Origin of the sequence: Calothrix sp. PCC 6303 (assembly GCF_000317435.1) — a bacterium.
Lineage (GTDB): Bacteria > Cyanobacteriota > Cyanobacteriia > Cyanobacteriales > Nostocaceae > PCC-6303.
Genome location: NC_019751.1, coordinates 2,870,067 through 2,887,750 on the forward strand (window position 1 = coordinate 2,870,067; position 17,684 = coordinate 2,887,750).

Below are 17,684 nucleotides of genomic sequence, written 5' to 3' on the forward strand. Positions count from 1 at the left end.
TTAGCTAGAAGACCAATAGATAAACGTGAATAGTTTTTTTAGAAGTTCATTTTTTAGTCGCTCTTAGTAGAACAAGAAAAAACCACATCAGGATTTTCGGGAAATAGTATTACCTCTTCCTCCCTTCCCTTTTTCCCTTTTCCCCTGCTCTCTTATTTGCGATGCTTGCTCTTTCATCACCATCTTAAGATTTGCCTTTGCGACTACTTGCTGGGGATTGAGTTTTAAAGCTTCCTGCAAAGCTGCGATCGCTTGGGGATAGTATTTTAATTTTGAGAGGATAATTCCCCTACCCGTGAACGCATCAGCACTTTTGGGGTTAATTTTGATGGCACTGTTGTAAGATTTTAATGCATCTTTGTGACGGGAAAGGGAGGTGAGTACCAAACCGCGATTGTACCAAGCTTCAAAGGAGTTGCGGTTGATTGCAATCGCGTGATCGGCTGCTGTTAATGCTGACTGATATTGTTTTAAATGCCACAATACTACACTAGTATTTGCCCAGCCTTCAGGATTTTTGGGGTCGAGAATCAAGGCTTTTTTATAAGATTGTAGTGCTGTTTTATACTGTTTCTGCGTGGCTAAAATAGTACCTTGGTTAAAATAAGCTTGGGCATAATTGGGTTTAAGCTCAATTGCCTTCTGGATTGATGCTAATGCTTCTGGATACTGCTGTAACTGCCACAGAGCCACGCTACGATTGCTCCAAGCTTCGGCATAATCGGGTTTTATCCCCACCGCTCGATTCGCTGCTGCAATGGCTTTTTCATACTGTTGCTGACCGGATAAAGCATGTGCCATTTCACTCCAAGCTTGAGCAGCACCGATTTCTCCCCATTGACCATCACCCTTAATTGCTTCATCGCAGGCAGCTTGTGCTGGTTCATACATCTTATTGCGGTTGAGCATCGTACAACGTCGCACATGTCCTAAAGAATACTTAGGGTTGATGGCAACGGCACGGTCAAAAGAAGTGAGAGCTTCGGTAAAGCGGGAAAGTTGTTCTAAAATTAGACCTTGGGCAGTCCAAGCGATCGCATCATTAGGGTCAACCGCTAATAATCGATCGTAGTCAGCGATCGCTTTTGATAATTGGTCTTGTTGACGGTATGCGATCGCTCGATTGGAATAGGCAAAAGTTTGACTTTTCTCTCCCCAATCCCCATTCCCAGCTAAAGCATCATTACAATTAGTGATAGCTCGTTCGGGTTGCCCGATTTTATTCATCAATTCGCAGCGATATGCTAAAGCGAGGGAATCCTTGGGTTCTAATAACAGCGTTCGGTCATAGGCGATCGCAGCTTGGTCAAGTTGACCGAGATTAGTTAAAATGACACCACGATGCAACCATGCTAATTTCGGTGATTGCTTTCCCCAGTTTCCATCCACCTTTAAAGCTTGGTTACAATTATCCAAACCTTCCTCATTTCTTCCTAACTCGGAAAAAGCCATACACTGATAAGTTAGAGCCAAAGAAGTTTTTTTATCGAATTTCAATGCTCGTTCCGCACTTGCGATCGCTTCTGGATATTTTTTCATTTTCAGTAAGACACCGCTATGATCTGCCCAAAGTATTGGGTTTTTCGGTCGTAAAGTAATCGCTTGTTCACAAGCTGTTAATGCTTCTTCGTATTTTTTACTTTGCATCTGCAAGTTACACAAATTCGACCAGTAATTTGGGTCTTTTAAATCATCTTCTAAACCCTTTTGAGAAATTAAATAGGGTGTGGGTGTATTTGATATAAACGCTGAAGCTTGTGTCTGATTTACTGCCAAATGAATTAGGAAAATACCCACTATGTTAGCTAATTTTTGCAGATTATGTATAGATGTGATTTTCATAATTATTCATATAGTATGGGTTTGGTGATGTTACTCCTGAAAAGCTAGTTCCATGAAAAGTTTGTTACTTTCTCTAATCATTTCTTCACTGCTAGTATCAACCGCAGAAGCTGCTAAAACCAGCCACATCCTCAAATTAAAAGAAACTAGGCAATGTGCTGAATGTGACTTAGAAAATGCCAACCTCAAACAAGCTTTCCTCCAAAAAGCCAATTTGCGAACTGCCAACCTCAAAGATGCAAATCTCAACGGAGCAGACCTGAGAGGGGCATTTCTGCAAAAAGCAGACTTAAGAGGAGCAGACCTACGAAATGCCAAATTAGAGGATGCGAACTTACAAGGAGCCAAGTTAGACGGAGCAATGCTCAAAAATACTGTTATAAGCGATCGCACGGTAATTGAGCGAAAATGGTTAGATATTTTTCGGTTAGTAAACGCACAAGTATCCAATCTTGACCTCAGTGGTATTGACCTTACAGGGGCAAATCTCAATGGTTTAGACCTCCGAAATCATAACCTCGAAGGCGCAAACTTGCAAAATGCAACTTTAGAGCAAGCTTTACTGAGTGGTGCTAATTTTAACCGTGCCAATCTTCAAGAAACCAGTTTTTTTATTAGCGACTTGAGAAATACCAGCTTTCGGGAAGCGAACCTCAAAAAAGGTAGTTTACAAGCAACAGACCTGAGAGGGGCAAATCTCAGCCAAACAAACCTCACCCGTACCAACCTCAGTAGTGCTTATTTAGAAGGTTCAAACCTCCGCAACTCAAATTTAAACAATGCCAATTTAGCAAGTTCCATCCTCAGGGAAGCAGATCTGAGTCAATCACAACTTCGCAATGCTAACCTGTTTTCGGCTGACCTCCGAAAAGCTGACTTAAGTGGAGTCAATCTGCGTGGTGCTAACCTGCGGGGTGCTGACTTAACTCAAACCGAACTCGAAAATGGAACATTGCGAGGAACTAAACTAGATGGAGCAATTCTCCGGGAAATGAAATTAAGCGGTGCAAACCTAAGTCGTCTTAACTTGAGTAACGTTGATTTTAGTGGAGTTAATCTCAGCAATGCCAATTTACGGGGAACAAATTTAAGTGGTGCAAATCTGAGTCAAGCAATTCTTGATGGTGCTAACTTGGAGGGAGCAAATTTAAGTGGTGCAAATCTCAATAAAGCAATTCTTGAGAGTGCCAATTTATTAGAAGCAAATCTCAGCAAAGCAAATCTCAGCGAAGCTAATTTAAACAAAGCAAATATTACCCGTGCTAACCTCAGCGAAGCCAATTTACAAAGAACTATTTTGAGCGAAATTAAATTGGAATTTGCCAACTTTTGCGGTGCGATCATGCCAAATGCTTCCAAAGGTAAATGTTAAAAAATAAGTCCACCAATTGATAAAATGAGTTGTTGACCGAATGTCCGCCAAAACGATGAATTGCTACGGTTAATCCTAAAAAGAATTGGAACGCCGTTACAAGTAGATATTAGAGACAAAGATGAAGATACAGTTGGATATCTATCCAGGGCTAGCGCGTCTCAAAGACTATTGACAAGCGGACTTGCCTGATCAGCAATCAAGTTGAAAACAAAGTGGCACTATCCAAGCTAGGGTAAGATTTAATCCATCTAGGTGCCATTGGTTAGAGTAATGCCAACTTTCCTTTGAGAACAAGAAAAGAAAAACTAAAGCATCTTTTGCACCCAGCATAGATAGCAAAGACATTACCACTAAGTTTCAGGAATACTTCACACAAATAAAAGACCCTAGAGTGGAAAGGACAAGATATCATTTACTTACAGATATCATCACCATAGCTATTTTGGCAGCAATAGCAGGAGCAGAAGGTTGGAAAGATATTGAGGAGTATGGACTCAATAAACAGGAGTGGTTGAAAACGTTTTTGGAACTACCATTCGGAATACCTAGCCCCGATACTTTTAGGAGGGTGTTTGAGAGAATTAACCCAAAAGAATTTGAGCAATGTTTTCGGCAGTGGGTGCAATCACTAGTTGAGAAGTTGGGAGTAGAAGTAGTAGCCATAGATGGCAAAACTCATAGAGGCTCATATGATAGAGCAACTCAGCTAAAAGCCTTACATAGGGCTTGCTGATTAAAGCTATAACCTTTGCCAAATAAGGGTTTTAATCATTTTTGAGGCAAACAAGTGCAAGGTTATGGGATTTAGAGGCTCAAAAACCATGCACTTTGGCGGAAAATCACGGGGCGAATTTTGGATCTGACCTCCAAAAGCAAGATTATTCAAGCTGTGTGGCATCTAGATTCGCTAAGAGAAGAAGAAACAGGAATAATCTGTCAAGACAATTATCGAGCTAGAGGAAGAAAAAAAACAGAGATTTTACAACCGATGCTCGAAGCAGATATTAAGAGTTTAGTAGATAGTCAAGCACAAGCAGACCCCAAATTCCAATCAAATTTTTATTATGCGCGGATTAGTGCTAGAGCCGTGAGAGAAAAATTAATCTCATTCAAAGGATACGAAGATAGTCTATTGCCTAGTCGCCAAACGATAGGAGATATATTGAATAGAATGGGATATATTTTAAAAAAACACTAAAAACGAAGCCTCTTAAAAAAATTCCGGAAACGGATCAAATATTTGAAAACGTAGAATCTGCGTATCAAGCTTCAGATCGAAATCCTAAGTCCTTAAGGATATCAGTGGACTCAAAAGCAAAGGTCAAGATTGGAAATTTGTCGAGAGATGGTTACTCACGTACAATAGAACCCAAGAAAGCAGATGACCATGACAGTGAATGGTCTGCGGTATTAGTTCCATTGGGAATTTTGGATGTATTAGGTAATAGATTATCAATTTATTTTGGTAAGTCAGCAGAAACAACTGACTTTATTGTTGACTGTTTAGAAGCTTGGTGGCAAGAAAATAAGCCATCCTATACTGGATTAGAGGAATTAGCAATTGATATTGATAATGGCTCTGCTACCAGAAGTAATCGAACCCAGTTTATAAAACGAATCGTGCAATTTTCTCAAAAAACTCAATTAAAAATCAGATTAATTTATTATCCACCTTATCACAGTAAATACAACCCGATAGAGAGATGTTGGGCAGCACTAGAAAACTACTGGAACGGAGCTATTTTAGACTCAATTGATGCTGCTATTAAGTGGGCTAGTAACATGACTTGGAATAGCATTTCACCTCAAGTTCAATTATTTGAAGGAAATTATGAAAAAGGGGTTTCTGTTTCTTCTCAAGAGTTAGAAGGTTTTAAACCATTCTGGCTACAATCTGAAAAATTACCCAAATGGGATGTCACCGTATTTCCTTGCTAACTGGTATTTTATTTTCACGCAAGTCCCAAACGACGGGAGTTTAAAATATCAGGGTAAATTTCGTTGAGGTGGGTAGCTTTCCAGAGTAAGGAAGCTGTCTGTAGTTGTACTTCTGATTTTTGTTTGAATAAATATCCAGCTTCACACAAAGCGCCTATTAAGGCATTAATTAAATCGTTGTATTCGTCTTCACCTAATGGTTGCGATCGCCCTAACGACCAAGCTTGAGAAGAGCGTAAAAATTTTCCCAGCTTACTTCTAGATGTTAATTTAACTTTCGCCTTCCCATTAGTGCCACTTGCAGTAGTTGCCCAAGTTGCTTCGTGTAAAAGTTCATTTTCATCAAATCCCCAGGGTTCCTTGATGGCCAGGACTTACGCAACTGGCACAGCGCGAACGACTTACGTTGAGCAAGCTTCACATTCTTATAGTAGATATGTACTAAATTAATGTGGCATCCTCAAAGGAAATTACGAAAATTCGTAACAGTAATCTGTTGTGTTAAGTATTCATCAAATCATGAGAAAATTAGCTAGGGATGCATAAAATAAATCCTGTAGCTTTATGAGATTTACTAAACTTAACTATTGCCAGTATTTGTTAAGTAGTCAGATTAATTATACTCTGACAAATTTGGCAGACCATTTAGAGCAGATCAGTCATGATAAAATCAATCGTTATTTAAAGAACGAAAAATTAACGCCTCGGATTCTTTGGGATAACGTGAAAGATTTAATAGAAATCAATGATAATGCTTACTTAGTTTTTGATGACACAGTAATTGATAAACGATACGCTACTGAAATAGAGCCAAGTAGACGGCAATATAGTGGCAACGAGCATGGTGTAATTCAAGGGATTGGGTTAGTAAATTGTGTATATGTAAATCATGAAATTGGAAAGTTTTGGGTAGTTGACTATCGTATTTATGATCCAGATAGAGATGGAAAAACAAAGATAGACCATGTGATGGAAATGCTGCAAAACCTTGTTTATCATAAGGCTTTACCATTTAAAGCTGTCTTAATGGATACTTGGTATGCGACAAATAAATTGATGTTATATATTGATGGATTAGGGAAATATTATTATTGTCCTCTGAAACGTAATCGACTTGTTGATGATACGGCAGGCGAAGAAGAGTATCAAAGAATTGAATTGTTATCTTGGGATGAAGAGGAGTTAAAATCAGGTAAAATAGTTAAAATAAAAAAGTTCCCTCAAGCTAAAAAAGTGAAACTGTTCCGGGTAACTGTCTCCACTGACAAAACGGATTTTATCGCTACAAATGATTTATCTCAAGACTCTACGGACGTTGTACAAAAAGTGTGTAAAGTTCGATGGAAGGTTGAGGAGTTTCACCGAGAGTTAAAACAATTGACTGGTCTTGAATCATGTCAATGTCGTAAGGGTCGTATTCAAAGAAATCATATTGCCTGCGCTATTTTAGTCTGGCTTCGACTTAAAGATTTAGCTTATAAAAGTGGTCAAACAATTTATAAAATTAAGCATGGATTGTTGTCAAATTATTTAGTTCAACAACTAAAACGTCCCAATATTCCAATGTTTTCCTTTTAGGTTGTTTGGCGCTCGGTGCGGCGTAGCCGCACCATTGCTTGTGACAGTTGCGTAAGTCCTGATGGCTTGCAAAACCTCGCGTTTAAGTTGGTCGCGGCGATCGCAAAGTTTCATCGAGTCCATCAAAGTCTAATTCTGCACAAACTTTTTGTTCCTGCTGAAATACCCTTTTCCTGATTTCTTCAATTGCTGCGAATTCATTTTTTAAAGTAGCAATTTTTACAATTATTTGACTCATGAAAATTTTCCCTTTATGAATTCATCTACTAAACATCTGAGTAATTACTCCTTGATACCTATCTGTGACTATGTTGCGACGGATTTTTAGCGTTTGAGTTAACAGACCGTTTTCGATCGTGAAAGGTTCTGGAATTATCTCAAACACAATAATCTCATCATCACGACGATAACCTTTGCGATCGCGTACTTCACGGTTGAGTTCTTCCCTGATTAAGTCGCGAATCATTTGGTTGTTTAAACCTATCTCACCATTTACAATTGGCTGATTTTTGCTTAAAAGCCAAGATTCTAATATTTCTAAGTCAGGAACAATCAAAGCACCAAGAGATTTTTGGTCTTGACCGACAAGCATAATTTGGTCGATATAATCACTTCGCAAACAAGCGTCTTCAATGGGTTGAGGTTCGATATTTTCCCCGTTTGTCAGTACTATTGTATCTTTAGCTCTACCCGTCAGCACAATTTGATTGTCTGGTGTCAACCAACCAATATCCCCAGTATCAAACCAACCTTCACTATCGATAGCTTTGCTTGTAGCTTCTGGATTTAAATAATATCCTTGCATAATTTGCGGTCCCTTTGCCATTACCAAACCGCGTTTCCCTTGGGGTAAGGGTTGATGTGTTTCTAAATCGACAATTTTCAATTCCGTACTCGCAAGGGGTAAACCGGAAGCTCCACGCAGGTTTTTATAATAACGACGTGCGCTAAGTACGGGAGAAGTTTCTGTTAATCCGTAACCAACTAAAATCTGAATTCCCACAATTTCAAAAAAATCTTCTAAATGCTGTGCGAGAGAACCACCTCCACAAATTAATTGTTTGACTTTTCCCCCCGTTGCTAGCTGAATTTTTTTGTAAACTATCATTTCGCCGAGAAAATGTAGGGGTGCTAGTAAAATAGTTGTTATCCAAGCATTAATTATTTGGGAAGTTGTCGGATTTAAGTTTTGCAAATCGATTTTTTTCCAAGTCCTCACTGCTTTAATATATTTTTTGCTCACTGCCAGAAAACTTTTAATTAATTTTTGCATTCTGGGTGTTTTATCGCGAAATGATTTTTGAATACCTTCATAAATCGATTCCCAAAGACGGGGAACACCAATAACATATTGGGGAGTATAATCTTGTAAATCTTGTTTTAAATAACGACGATTAGAATAAATCTGCGTGACTCCTTGTCCAAGGGTATAGTATTCGCCAACACGCCCAAAACTATGCCAGGTAGGTAATATACTTAAAGTCTTATCACCTACTGATGGTTGAATAATCGCCGTTAAAGTACTAATTTGATGTAGGAAGTTTCCGTGGGTTAGCATTACACCTTTCGGCTTTCCAGTAGTTCCAGATGTATAAATTAAAGTAGCTAGTTTTTGATATGCTAGTTCTGTTGGTTGTAAAGAACTTTGACTTGCTATTTGCATTAATTGCTCGAAGTTTATGATTATTAAAGAAGAATTAATCGAATTATTTTCTGGTTGTTCATCTGATAATAATACTACCCATTGAATTTGAGATTGATATACCTCCGGTGCTATTTTATTGAGAGTTTTGAGATTTTCTATCACTAATCCAAGACTGCCACTATGTTCTAATATATATAGTAATTCTTCCCTCTCTGCGGCAGAAGAACGCACAGCATTTGCAGCACCAGCCATCATAATACCCTGGTCGGCTATCATCCAGCGGGCGCTATTATCAGCAAATAATGCGACTATTGGAGTTACAGATTCTGTCGAATGTTGCTTGATTCCTAATGCTTGTAGACCTGCGGCAAATTGCTGTATTTGATAATATAATTGGCTATAAGTTAAAGTTACTTTTGGCTTTGCGTGGGGGTCAATCAGAGCGACTATATCTGGAAATATTTTTGAGGTAATTTGCCACATTTCTGGTAGCGATCGCACATCTGAATAATCTACTAAACCAGTCATCTGGTAAAGTTCATTTTTATGGAAAGAATAAGTTGTCATCTTGTTTTCTGGGGTTTTCATATATTTAATACAGCTAATATATATCTCTGTCTGGTACTTTGAAAATACCTGATTACTATTAATTCAGTTTTCTGGGGAGAATTTGACAAGTTGTAGAAAATTTCCAAAATAGGAAATTTTTCCTCGTCAAAAATTATCGTAACTTATAGATAAAATATTATATACAGCAATTTGCGTTGTCATGGGTTACAGGTAGAGACGTAAGATTGCTAAGTCTCTACAACTTTTTTGGTATACATACATGTACCTACAAGCTTTAAGATTGACTTGAGCAATAGTCAATCTACAATTTATGAACAGCATCAAATATTTTGAATATCCCAGCAAAGAAAAACTGCTAGGATTACCCCCACAGCTAGGTCGCTGGTTATTTATTCCCCTGGGATTAATTGTCTTATTATGCTTGGGAACCGTTTATTCATGGAGTATCTTTAGCGGTCCATTTGAAGCAGAACTGCAAACAAAACCAGGGACAATTCTATTACCCTTCATGGTTTTGGGGATAACATTCACCCTCGTGATGCCAATTTCTGGACTATACATATATAGATTTAGTCCCCGCATTATGACTACAGTTGGTGGGATAATCGTGGGGATTGGCTATTTATTGGCAAGTGTTGCTCCTAATCTCCCTTTACTAATATTGAGTTACGGTGTTATCGCAGGTATTGGTGTTGGGATTACTTATGGTGTACCTCTTGCTGTTGCCGCACGTTGGTTCCCTGACCGTAAGGGTTTAGCGGTGGGACTAACGGTAGTCGGTTTTGGTCTTTCACCTTTGGTAACAGCACCCATAGCTTTAAATTTAATCAAAGGAAATCCCCAGATTGGTATCCCAGCTTTTGGTATTCGCAGTACTTTTGTCATTTTAGCTATTGCCTTCACTATAATTATTTCGATAATTGCTACTGTACTGAAAATGCCTCCTCCATGCTGGAAACCTTCCGGTTATGCATCTTCTGAAAAATTGGCTGTTAATAATACAGACAAAAACCAGTCTAATATCTTACCCATGTTCCAAACCCAAACTTTCTATGGTCTATGGATTTGCTATATCGTTGGTACCTTTGTTGGGTTAACAGCGATCGCAACCACAGCACAGGTAGGAAAAGAGATTGTGGGACTGCAACCAGAACAATTAGTATGGGTCGTTCCCTTGTTTGCAGTATTTAATGGTGCTGGTCGTCCGTTATTTGGTTGGTTGAACGACCGTCTCAAACCCAAATTAACTGTTATTACGATTAATCTGCTGATATTAATCGCGTCGATTGTGATGTTAAATACACATAATGGACAGATGTCCAATTTTCTCGTTGCATTTTGCTTATTCTGGTTATGTCTTGGAGCTTGGTTAGCAGTCGCACCTGCTGCAACTCTCAGTTTTTTTGGCTTAGAGAATTACCCCAGCAACTACGGTTTAATATTTACCTCATTTGGTATCGGTGGATTATCTGGGATTTTTACCGCAGGAGGTATCCGAGGTGCGACTGGTAGTTTCTTACCTTTTTTCTGGGTAACGGCAACTTTAGCCTGTATAGCAATCATTCTCGCAACTTTCTTCCTCAACCCTCCCAGAAAAACAGCGATCGCTGATTTTTTGTTTAATCGTTTGATTAGTCCGATTAGTCCAGGACTACTTTCCTTGGTTGAGTTTTTTCTCATGGTTGGCAGTCGGAAATAGGGTGGGTATTGGGTTTGGTGGGTGGTGATAAATGCTAACCCACCCTACATTTATTGGCTAATTGATTTTTTGGTGTTCCCTAATTGCCAACCTCAAACCCAATCTTAAAACTGCGATCGCAAATTCTCTACTCTGCTCCCTCTCAATCTCCCCTTCTTCCTTGACTTCTAATGCTGTTTTCTTCCCACCACTTACTAATTCTTTTACGAGGTCATTGCTAACTTTGGTTAGTTGACGTAGTGCAGAAACGCTTCAGTTTTGAACATTTTGACGCAGCAAGTTTTGCACTTTTGGTGCTAGCTTATTAAACCAAAGATATATTTCCATCGCGCTTTTCGCTATATAGCGAGATGCACCAAAATCGTCACTTTTTAACCATTCTTCAAAGACCTTTTTCCCTTTGGGACAAAAAGCCAAACAGTCATAGTATAAATCCTGGAGAATCCGACCAGTTTCTATTAAAGAGTCAAAGGTCGAACGGACAAAACTGAAGAATTCAACCAGTGTATTCTTGGCTTTGCCTTGCAGTTCTGGTTTATGAAATTGACCATAATCAAAGTTGTAGTCTAACGAAATCACGCTATATCCATTCATCTGCATTCACACTCCTTGCATTGCGGATGGACTAATTTCCTCTGCTCTGAGGATGATATTTATGAGCTATTAACGTCATTTTCGTTCAAATTTAGTTAGTCAATACTTACCTTTTGACGTAAAGATGTTTATTACTATAGTGATAAAACAAACTATCACTATAGTGATAGAGGTTTGGGAATTACATAGCTGAAGCTGTTGCGTGTTAATGCTTGTAGCTCAATAGCTTCTGTAGAAATATTGAATCAACTTGATTTTGTTTTTTTGTACAATAATTGTTGAGAAATAGATAATTCTGTATAACTTTTGAAAACTAACTTGAGTTTAATAAATTGAAAATATTCTCTAAATTAAAAAAATTGAGGTCACACCGATGTTTCAGTTAGCTACAAAACAGCAAGCATCAGAGATATTAAATATGAGTTTTTCCACGCTGAAAAAATATCGTTTAGATGGGACATGGATCGAAGGAACCCATTGGGTAAAATTGAATAGCCGTTGTATTCGCTATAATTTAGAACTTATTCAAGATTGGTTGCATAATCGTCAAGATCCGATTGCTCACTATCGGGCGATCGATTTATATCATGCTGGTTTGGCTAGTAATCAAAAACGTAGTCAGCAAAAAGCTTAGTCAGCCTAAATCACTCTTCATACAGTTCTATTGTTGCGTCGATAAAATTCTGCCAAATTTGATTCGGTTGCCAAATCTGTTCGAGATAGCGACGGGCTGAAATTTCTGTATAACCTTTACGAAGTCGATGGTAGAGGTACATCATTGCCGAGACACGCATATTTTTGGCACAATGTACCCAGATTTTTCGCTCTGGATTTTCATCAAGTTTTGTAGCAAGTTCATCAAAATCGCTGAGGGTAGGATTTTCCCAGTCGATGGGAATACCGATATATTCCATTCCCAAGTTTTCAACAATCGCACTTTCTTCGGGATTCCAGTTACTTGATGCGGGGGTCGCTAGGTTGATAATCAAGTTGTAACCAGCTGATGCGATATCTGCGAACTGTTCTGTGGTTGGCTGTCCGGAGGTGGTAATAGTAGAGGAAACAGGGAGAAATGCTTCGATTTGTGCTAGGGAAGACATGAGATGTTTGATTTCGGATTATTCTTAGATTTTAATTTTTCCTGCCGATATTGTTTGAGTTGCTGCTGTAAATCGGGTGGAAATTTTTCCATCCCATAGCGCAATCCTTCACTGGAAAAATAGGTGCTATTGGTTTTGATAAAGTCAATGACTAAATTCCTATCGCTCAACCCTAATTCCCGTAAAGCCCATCCCGTACCAGTTTGCGCGAACCTTTCTGAAGATTGAACTACTACTCCACAGCTATGGAGCAACATTTGGGTAAAACCAGGAAAATTACTTTCTCCATGTTTGGCAATATTGACGAAACTGACAACTGATGCTCGTTTACGCCATAAATTTTCAGCTTCACACCATTGCATTATCGCTTCTGCACAGGATTTTCCTTGTTGTTTGATGAGGGGATTGAGAACTTTGACACAAAGCCAATCGCAGGTATTCCACTCTTTAATATAAGCTTCGTCGAATAAGGTGGCGAATTTTGGTAAATCCGATTCCCAATTAATCAAGCGGTGTTTGAGCAAAAATTCTTGCAGTAAGAGAATTCCCGCTAATTTATCCTCTCCCCAAGATTCTTGAATTAAAGCAATAGCAGTATCAAATTGTTGAGTTACTGGTTGGCTGGAAAAATTAGCGGTTTTTGCCCAGGAATGTAATATTGCTCTGACTTGGGGTAATTTCAATCCGCGAAAAGGTAGTGAGTGCTTGAGATAAGCTTCCCACCATTCCTTAGTTTTACTATCATCCGCTTGGGCTAATTGTTCTTGGAGTTGGGTAATCAGGTATTGTGCCATTACCGTTTTATTCTAGAGATATCCTAAGCAGTGCGATTGCCTTTGTTTTAATTATCTTTGAATTCTTCCAAATTAATGAAAGACTCCCGTGTTTGGGAATTAATGCTAGACGCAACTTCAAATTTAACCACTCCTATCCCTTGGACAATTTTACCCTTATACTTTTGCACTTCCGAGGGCGATCGCTATTTATCAAAAGATGATTGATCAAAGGCTGAAATGACCTATTTTCGTTGAATCACAAGAGAATGAATTTGTACAGTGCATAAGTCCTAATTTCTGTTGTCGCCCTGGGGCTATCATATTGAACAGTATCACTAATCGATACATAGCGCTCTGGATATGTTGACTCAAGATTTTACCCAAGTAACCCTCATCCTGCGATCGCTGATCGATCTACCAGACGACGAAGCGATCAAAGCAATAAAATTATTTCAAACTTCCTTATTGAAACGGGGTGAGTTTTTTGTGCGTGCAGGTGAGATGCCCAAAACCATCGGGATTATTATGTCAGGTATTCTGCGCTTATATTATGTTGATTCGGACGGCAACGAATACTCGAAATCATTCTGCACTGAAAATAGTTTTGTCGCAGCCTATAGTGCTTTGCTATTGCAGCAGCCCTCACGACTGTTTATTCAGGCATTGGAAGATACAAAATTAATGATTGCCGATTATGCTGTCTTTCGAGAACTGTCAACAATGCATCCCTGTTGGCAAAGCCTGAATTCCAAAATTGCAGAATTTTTATTCATTAAGAAAGAAAAGCGGGAAAGTTCCTTGCTCTTAGATGATGCGACAACGCGCTATTTAAATTTTCAAGCAGAATATCCTGGCTTGGAAACACGTATCAAACAACATCATATTGCGTCCTATCTCGGTATTACCCCTGTCACCTTAAGCCGCATTCGTGCCCAACTGCGATACTCCACAGGAGTCGCTACGCGATCGCGTTAAATCAGAACAATGCCAGTTAACCTATGTTAATGAAATCCTTTGGATAACTGTTTAGGATAAGTTCAATATTTAAAATGACTGGAGTGATTTGTGAAGACAAACCATAACACGGTTTTGATTACAGGTGGGACATCTGGCATCGGTCTGGCTTTGGCGCAACGGTTTCTTCGAGAAAGAAATAGCGTGATTGTGACAGGCACCAATGCTGAAAAAGCGCAAGCTGTGAGACATCAACTGCCAGCCTTGATCGTTGAACTTGCTGATATGCGCGATCGCCAAGCCCTCGAAAAACTTGTCTACAATTACCCTGATGTGAACATTCTGATCAATAATGCAGGCGTTCAGTATAACTATGATTTCGCCGATCCAGCGATCGCAGTTGAGAAAATCACCGACGAACTCGACATTAACTTACTCAGTCCGCTATATCTAACCAAACTTTTTCTGCCACAGCTTTTGAGTCATTCTACAGCAGCGATTATTAACGTTTCGTCCGGGTTAGGAATTGTCCCCAAGCAAAGTGCCCCCATCTATTGCGCCAGTAAGGCTGCACTACACAGTTTTAGTAAAACCTTACGCTGGCAATTAGAAACAACGTCTGTACGAGTCTTTGAGATTATTCCGCCGATTGTAGATACGGCAATGACTCAAGGAAGAGGACGGGGAAAGATTACACCAGAAGCATTAGTTGAAGAATTTTGGCGGGATTTTAGCCGCGATTTCCCTGAGATACGCATTGGTAAAACCAAATTACTGTTTGTCCTTCAGAGACTGATGCCAACACTCGCAGAACGTATCATGCGTCCTGGGCTTTAAAAATATTGAAAAAATTGATCTACCTCAGATGCCTATAAGTGGTGGTTGAAAATAAATGTTACATTTTGAGAATCCCAAACCATTGCAAATACTGCACTCTGTCCATAATCGTCATGTGTAATTAATTTTCAACTTGAATACGCACTTATTGTCTTTATTTTAATTATCTTTGAATTCTTCCAAATTAATGAAAGACTCCCGTGTTTGGGAATTAATGCTAGAAGCAACTTCAAATTCAACCACTCCTATCCCTTGGACAATTTTACCCTTATACTTTTGCATTTCCAAGGGCGATCGCAATGATTGCTTGTTCCAGGATGGGAAAATATGTACGACTGTACCATCCTCCAGCACAATTTGAGATTTGATATAAACACCTTGAAAATCTGGATTTCCTGTAACTGTGGGTTTACTAGATTGTGATGTGTAATATCCTACAAGTTTGACTTTCTTGCCATTCAAACTAGCCAAATCTTCACGATTCCTGACTATTTTCAGTTCCCCCATAGAAGCTTCCCTATGATTAACTTCGGGGATTTCGCTGTTGCTTGGTTCGCTGGCTATCAAGATAGAGCAGGATAAAATAGTCGGTAAACATAGGTACAAAGTAATCCAGTTAAATTTACTATTCATTATAGATATTGAAAGGAAACAATACTGATAACTTATTTTAGCTAGATGTAACATTTTTTCTGATTTCCTCGATGACAGCAACTGCACCTGCAATTCCCTCTTCAGCTTGAATTCTCGCTCCTAGATTCGCTGCACGCTGACGCATAGCTTTATCTGTCATAACCTGTTGAATTGCTTCTGCAAGTTTCTCTGCCGTGAGTTGCTTGCGGGGAATCGGTTTTGCTCCTACTCCTAATTTCGCTACATGCTCTCCCCAAAAACCCTGGTCGCCAAAGAAAGGAATAATAATCGAAGGAACACCAGCTTGTAAACCTGCGGCTGTTGTCCCCGCACCACCATGATGCACCACAGCAGCAACACGCGGGAATAGCCATGAATGGGGTACTGAATCCACGAGGAAAACCGTACTCGGTAAATTTTGCTTACGCAAACCACCCCAACCAGCAAACATAATAGCCCGTTGTTTACTCAGAGCAAGGGCTGACAAAATGAGATCGACTGTTTCTTCTGGATTCCGGTTGCCCATACTCCCAAATCCAATGTACAGGGGAGTCGAACCACTTTCTAGAAACTCCATCAGGGCTGAAGGTGGGTTCCAACCTGGTGCTGAATCCAAAAACCAATAGCCAGTCACATGGGTATTATGCCAATCCGATGGCTTGGGAATCACTGATGGGCTGAAACCATAGAGAATTGGATATTGATGCAGGCGATCGCAGTTGTATAGCCCCCAAAATGGAGCCGCTTTTAAGCCAAGCACTTTCTCCCGCATCAAGCGATCGGCTGACCGAAATCCCTGCCACATTAGCTGTCTAGTTAAATGATGGGACAAACGATTAAAGAATCCTCCGAGCTTGGATATGAACTGGGGAAAAAGCACACTGGGAAATGCTTTTGTTGGTGTAAAGGGAAAAACATAGGCTTGAACCAATGGCAAATCTAATTTTTCAGCCAGGGCAAGGGCGATGTTCTGTCCTCCAACACCTACAAGCAATAAATCCATTCCCTGGCAGGCAACTAAACCATCGTTCGCCCAATGAATTGCTGCATCCTGGGCTAGTTTTGCGGTGTGGGATGTAATTGCAAGAAAATTCCCTTTCTCCAAAAGCTCTCGCATTTCTTTGGTTTCAATAATTTCTTGCACGTTACCCTGAACTGGATAGAACTCCAAATCATGGGAACTAACCAACTCTTCAAAGTTTTCATGAGTCGCCAATCGCACGGTATAACCAGCTTGTTTTAAACCCCTTCCCAAAGCAATATAAGGCTGAACATCCCCTCGACTTCCCAAAGCTATAATCGCAATACGCATAGGTGACGCTCCTTTTGGACGTTAAAGTTGATCGATCATGTAATTGGTTTTGCACTCTCAGAGGAAGTACAATGACATAAATGTCAGTTTGATGTTAACGTCATTTTGATAAAAACGTCAATTGAAGTTATGATAAATTCGTAGCTATTTTCATCCCAGAATATGGAGCCATCGCGTCGAGCATCAATTGGTTTAGAAAAACGGGAACGGACGAGAAGGAGTCTAATTGAGGCAGCCTATCGGGTATTTGCTCGAAAAGAAGCAGATGCCGTTACTATTGACGACATCATTGCTGAAGCAGCAGTGGCGAGGGGTACTTTTTATAACTACTTCCAAACAAGGGAGGATGTGCTTAAAGCTGTTGCTGCATCCCTGAGTGATGATATGAATCAGAAGATTTGGGCGCAGTACGCTATGATTGATGACCCTGCCGAAAGGATGGCGATCGCAATTCGCCAATTTTTGCATCAGGCAATTCGGGATTCCACTTGGGGATGGGTGATTGTCCGAATTGGATTGGTGGCAGCTCCATTGAGTGAAACAATTGAAAGGGGAGTGATGACGGATTTGCAGGCTGGTATCAGGTTGAAGCGTTTTCAAGTTGATAACGAAAAGGCTGCAATTGATTTAATTTTGGGAACGGGACTGATGGCTATGCGTAGTATTCTCGAAGGGCATACACAGCCTGATTATCCTGAACATATTACCAAACTCATTTTAAAGACATTGGGGATTGGGGATGCTGATGCGATCGCTTTCAAACCTTTAGAATCACTACCAAGTTAAAGGTTTTTGTAACTGTGCGATTCGCATAGCGGACTTTCGTATTTT

Annotated in this window: 19 protein-coding genes; 11 read left to right on the plus strand and 8 right to left on the minus strand. The window is 39.7% G+C overall.

What is annotated here, in order from left to right; all coding sequences use genetic code 11:
• Positions 1-87: 87 nt before the first annotated feature.
• Positions 88-1,842, minus strand: a complete 1,755-nt coding sequence (locus tag CAL6303_RS11720) for a tetratricopeptide repeat protein (protein ID WP_015198058.1) — start codon at positions 1,840-1,842, stop codon at positions 88-90.
• Between the two features lie 52 nt (positions 1,843-1,894).
• Between CAL6303_RS11720 and CAL6303_RS11725 the strand changes: the two genes are divergently transcribed.
• The 5 genes from CAL6303_RS11725 (at position 1,895) to CAL6303_RS11745 (ending at position 6,733) form a co-directional block, all read left to right on the plus strand.
• Complete coding sequence (locus CAL6303_RS11725; protein WP_015198059.1) at positions 1,895-3,214, plus strand: pentapeptide repeat-containing protein; 1,320 nt, start codon at positions 1,895-1,897, stop codon at positions 3,212-3,214.
• Positions 3,215-3,560: 346 nt separating this feature from the next.
• The gene (locus CAL6303_RS11730) at positions 3,561-3,950 is read left to right on the plus strand and encodes an ISAs1 family transposase (protein ID WP_415748903.1); all 390 of its coding nucleotides are present in this window, start codon (positions 3,561-3,563) and stop codon (positions 3,948-3,950) included.
• 120 nt (positions 3,951-4,070) lie between these two features.
• Positions 4,071-4,415: an ISAzo13-like element transposase-related protein gene (locus CAL6303_RS31705; RefSeq protein WP_144051038.1), complete on the plus strand. Its 345-nt coding sequence runs from the start codon at positions 4,071-4,073 to the stop codon at positions 4,413-4,415.
• Between the two features lie 38 nt (positions 4,416-4,453).
• Positions 4,454-5,155: an ISAzo13-like element transposase-related protein gene (locus CAL6303_RS29145; RefSeq protein WP_339374025.1), complete on the plus strand. Its 702-nt coding sequence runs from the start codon at positions 4,454-4,456 to the stop codon at positions 5,153-5,155.
• A 564-nt stretch (positions 5,156-5,719) separates the two neighbouring features.
• Positions 5,720-6,733, plus strand: coding sequence for a transposase (locus CAL6303_RS11745; RefSeq protein ID WP_015195997.1), 1,014 nt, complete (start codon positions 5,720-5,722; stop codon positions 6,731-6,733).
• 82 nt (positions 6,734-6,815) lie between these two features.
• On the opposite strand, the gene CAL6303_RS30305 is transcribed toward CAL6303_RS11745, so the two are convergent.
• Both CAL6303_RS30305 and CAL6303_RS11750 read right to left on the minus strand, forming a co-directional pair.
• A complete protein-coding gene (locus CAL6303_RS30305; protein ID WP_015198060.1) occupies positions 6,816-6,971 on the minus strand; it encodes an N-acetyltransferase GCN5 in 156 nt (51 codons plus the stop codon).
• 21 nt (positions 6,972-6,992) lie between these two features.
• Positions 6,993-8,945, minus strand: a complete 1,953-nt coding sequence (locus tag CAL6303_RS11750; protein WP_238993796.1) for an AMP-binding protein — start codon at positions 8,943-8,945, stop codon at positions 6,993-6,995.
• A 313-nt stretch (positions 8,946-9,258) separates the two neighbouring features.
• On the opposite strand from CAL6303_RS11750, the gene CAL6303_RS11755 reads away from it, so the two are divergent.
• The gene (locus CAL6303_RS11755) at positions 9,259-10,647 is read left to right on the plus strand and encodes an OFA family MFS transporter (protein ID WP_015198062.1); all 1,389 of its coding nucleotides are present in this window, start codon (positions 9,259-9,261) and stop codon (positions 10,645-10,647) included.
• A gap of 252 nt (positions 10,648-10,899) precedes the next feature.
• On the opposite strand, the gene CAL6303_RS11760 is transcribed toward CAL6303_RS11755, so the two are convergent.
• Positions 10,900-11,241: a hypothetical protein gene (locus CAL6303_RS11760; RefSeq protein WP_203225948.1), complete on the minus strand. Its 342-nt coding sequence runs from the start codon at positions 11,239-11,241 to the stop codon at positions 10,900-10,902.
• Between the two features lie 373 nt (positions 11,242-11,614).
• Between CAL6303_RS11760 and CAL6303_RS11765 the strand changes: the two genes are divergently transcribed.
• Positions 11,615-11,875: a helix-turn-helix transcriptional regulator gene (locus tag CAL6303_RS11765; RefSeq protein WP_015198064.1), complete on the plus strand. Its 261-nt coding sequence runs from the start codon at positions 11,615-11,617 to the stop codon at positions 11,873-11,875.
• 10 nt (positions 11,876-11,885) lie between these two features.
• Here CAL6303_RS11765 and CAL6303_RS11770 read toward each other — a convergent pair whose 3' ends face one another.
• Both CAL6303_RS11770 and CAL6303_RS11775 read right to left on the minus strand, forming a co-directional pair.
• Entirely contained in the window at positions 11,886-12,341 is a 456-nt protein-coding gene (locus CAL6303_RS11770; RefSeq protein WP_015198065.1) for a protein tyrosine phosphatase family protein, read from the minus strand.
• Complete coding sequence (locus tag CAL6303_RS11775; protein ID WP_015198066.1) at positions 12,329-13,135, minus strand: DNA alkylation repair protein; 807 nt, start codon at positions 13,133-13,135, stop codon at positions 12,329-12,331. Before CAL6303_RS11775 ends, CAL6303_RS11770 begins: the two co-directional genes overlap by 13 nt.
• A gap of 75 nt (positions 13,136-13,210) precedes the next feature.
• On the opposite strand from CAL6303_RS11775, the gene CAL6303_RS31445 reads away from it, so the two are divergent.
• The 3 genes from CAL6303_RS31445 to CAL6303_RS11785 all read left to right on the plus strand — a co-directional run bounded on the left by CAL6303_RS31445 (position 13,211) and on the right by CAL6303_RS11785 (position 14,908).
• The gene (locus CAL6303_RS31445) at positions 13,211-13,342 is read left to right on the plus strand and encodes a hypothetical protein (protein ID WP_015198067.1); all 132 of its coding nucleotides are present in this window, start codon (positions 13,211-13,213) and stop codon (positions 13,340-13,342) included.
• A 135-nt stretch (positions 13,343-13,477) separates the two neighbouring features.
• Positions 13,478-14,092 carry a Crp/Fnr family transcriptional regulator gene (locus CAL6303_RS11780; RefSeq protein ID WP_015198068.1) on the plus strand — a complete coding sequence of 205 codons (615 nt, stop codon included), beginning with the start codon at positions 13,478-13,480 and terminating at the stop codon, positions 14,090-14,092.
• A gap of 90 nt (positions 14,093-14,182) precedes the next feature.
• On the plus strand, positions 14,183-14,908 hold the full coding sequence (locus tag CAL6303_RS11785; protein ID WP_015198069.1) for an SDR family oxidoreductase: 726 nt from the start codon (positions 14,183-14,185) through the stop codon (positions 14,906-14,908).
• A gap of 159 nt (positions 14,909-15,067) precedes the next feature.
• Here the strand turns inward: CAL6303_RS11785 and CAL6303_RS11790 are convergent, their stop codons facing one another.
• Entirely contained in the window at positions 15,068-15,541 is a 474-nt protein-coding gene (locus tag CAL6303_RS11790; RefSeq protein ID WP_015198070.1) for a hypothetical protein, read from the minus strand.
• A gap of 37 nt (positions 15,542-15,578) precedes the next feature.
• The gene (locus CAL6303_RS11795) at positions 15,579-16,853 is read right to left on the minus strand and encodes a glycosyltransferase (protein WP_015198071.1); all 1,275 of its coding nucleotides are present in this window, start codon (positions 16,851-16,853) and stop codon (positions 15,579-15,581) included.
• 162 nt (positions 16,854-17,015) lie between these two features.
• On the opposite strand from CAL6303_RS11795, the gene CAL6303_RS11800 reads away from it, so the two are divergent.
• The gene (locus CAL6303_RS11800; RefSeq protein ID WP_015198072.1) at positions 17,016-17,639 is read left to right on the plus strand and encodes a TetR/AcrR family transcriptional regulator; all 624 of its coding nucleotides are present in this window, start codon (positions 17,016-17,018) and stop codon (positions 17,637-17,639) included.
• Positions 17,640-17,684 lie beyond the last annotated feature (45 nt).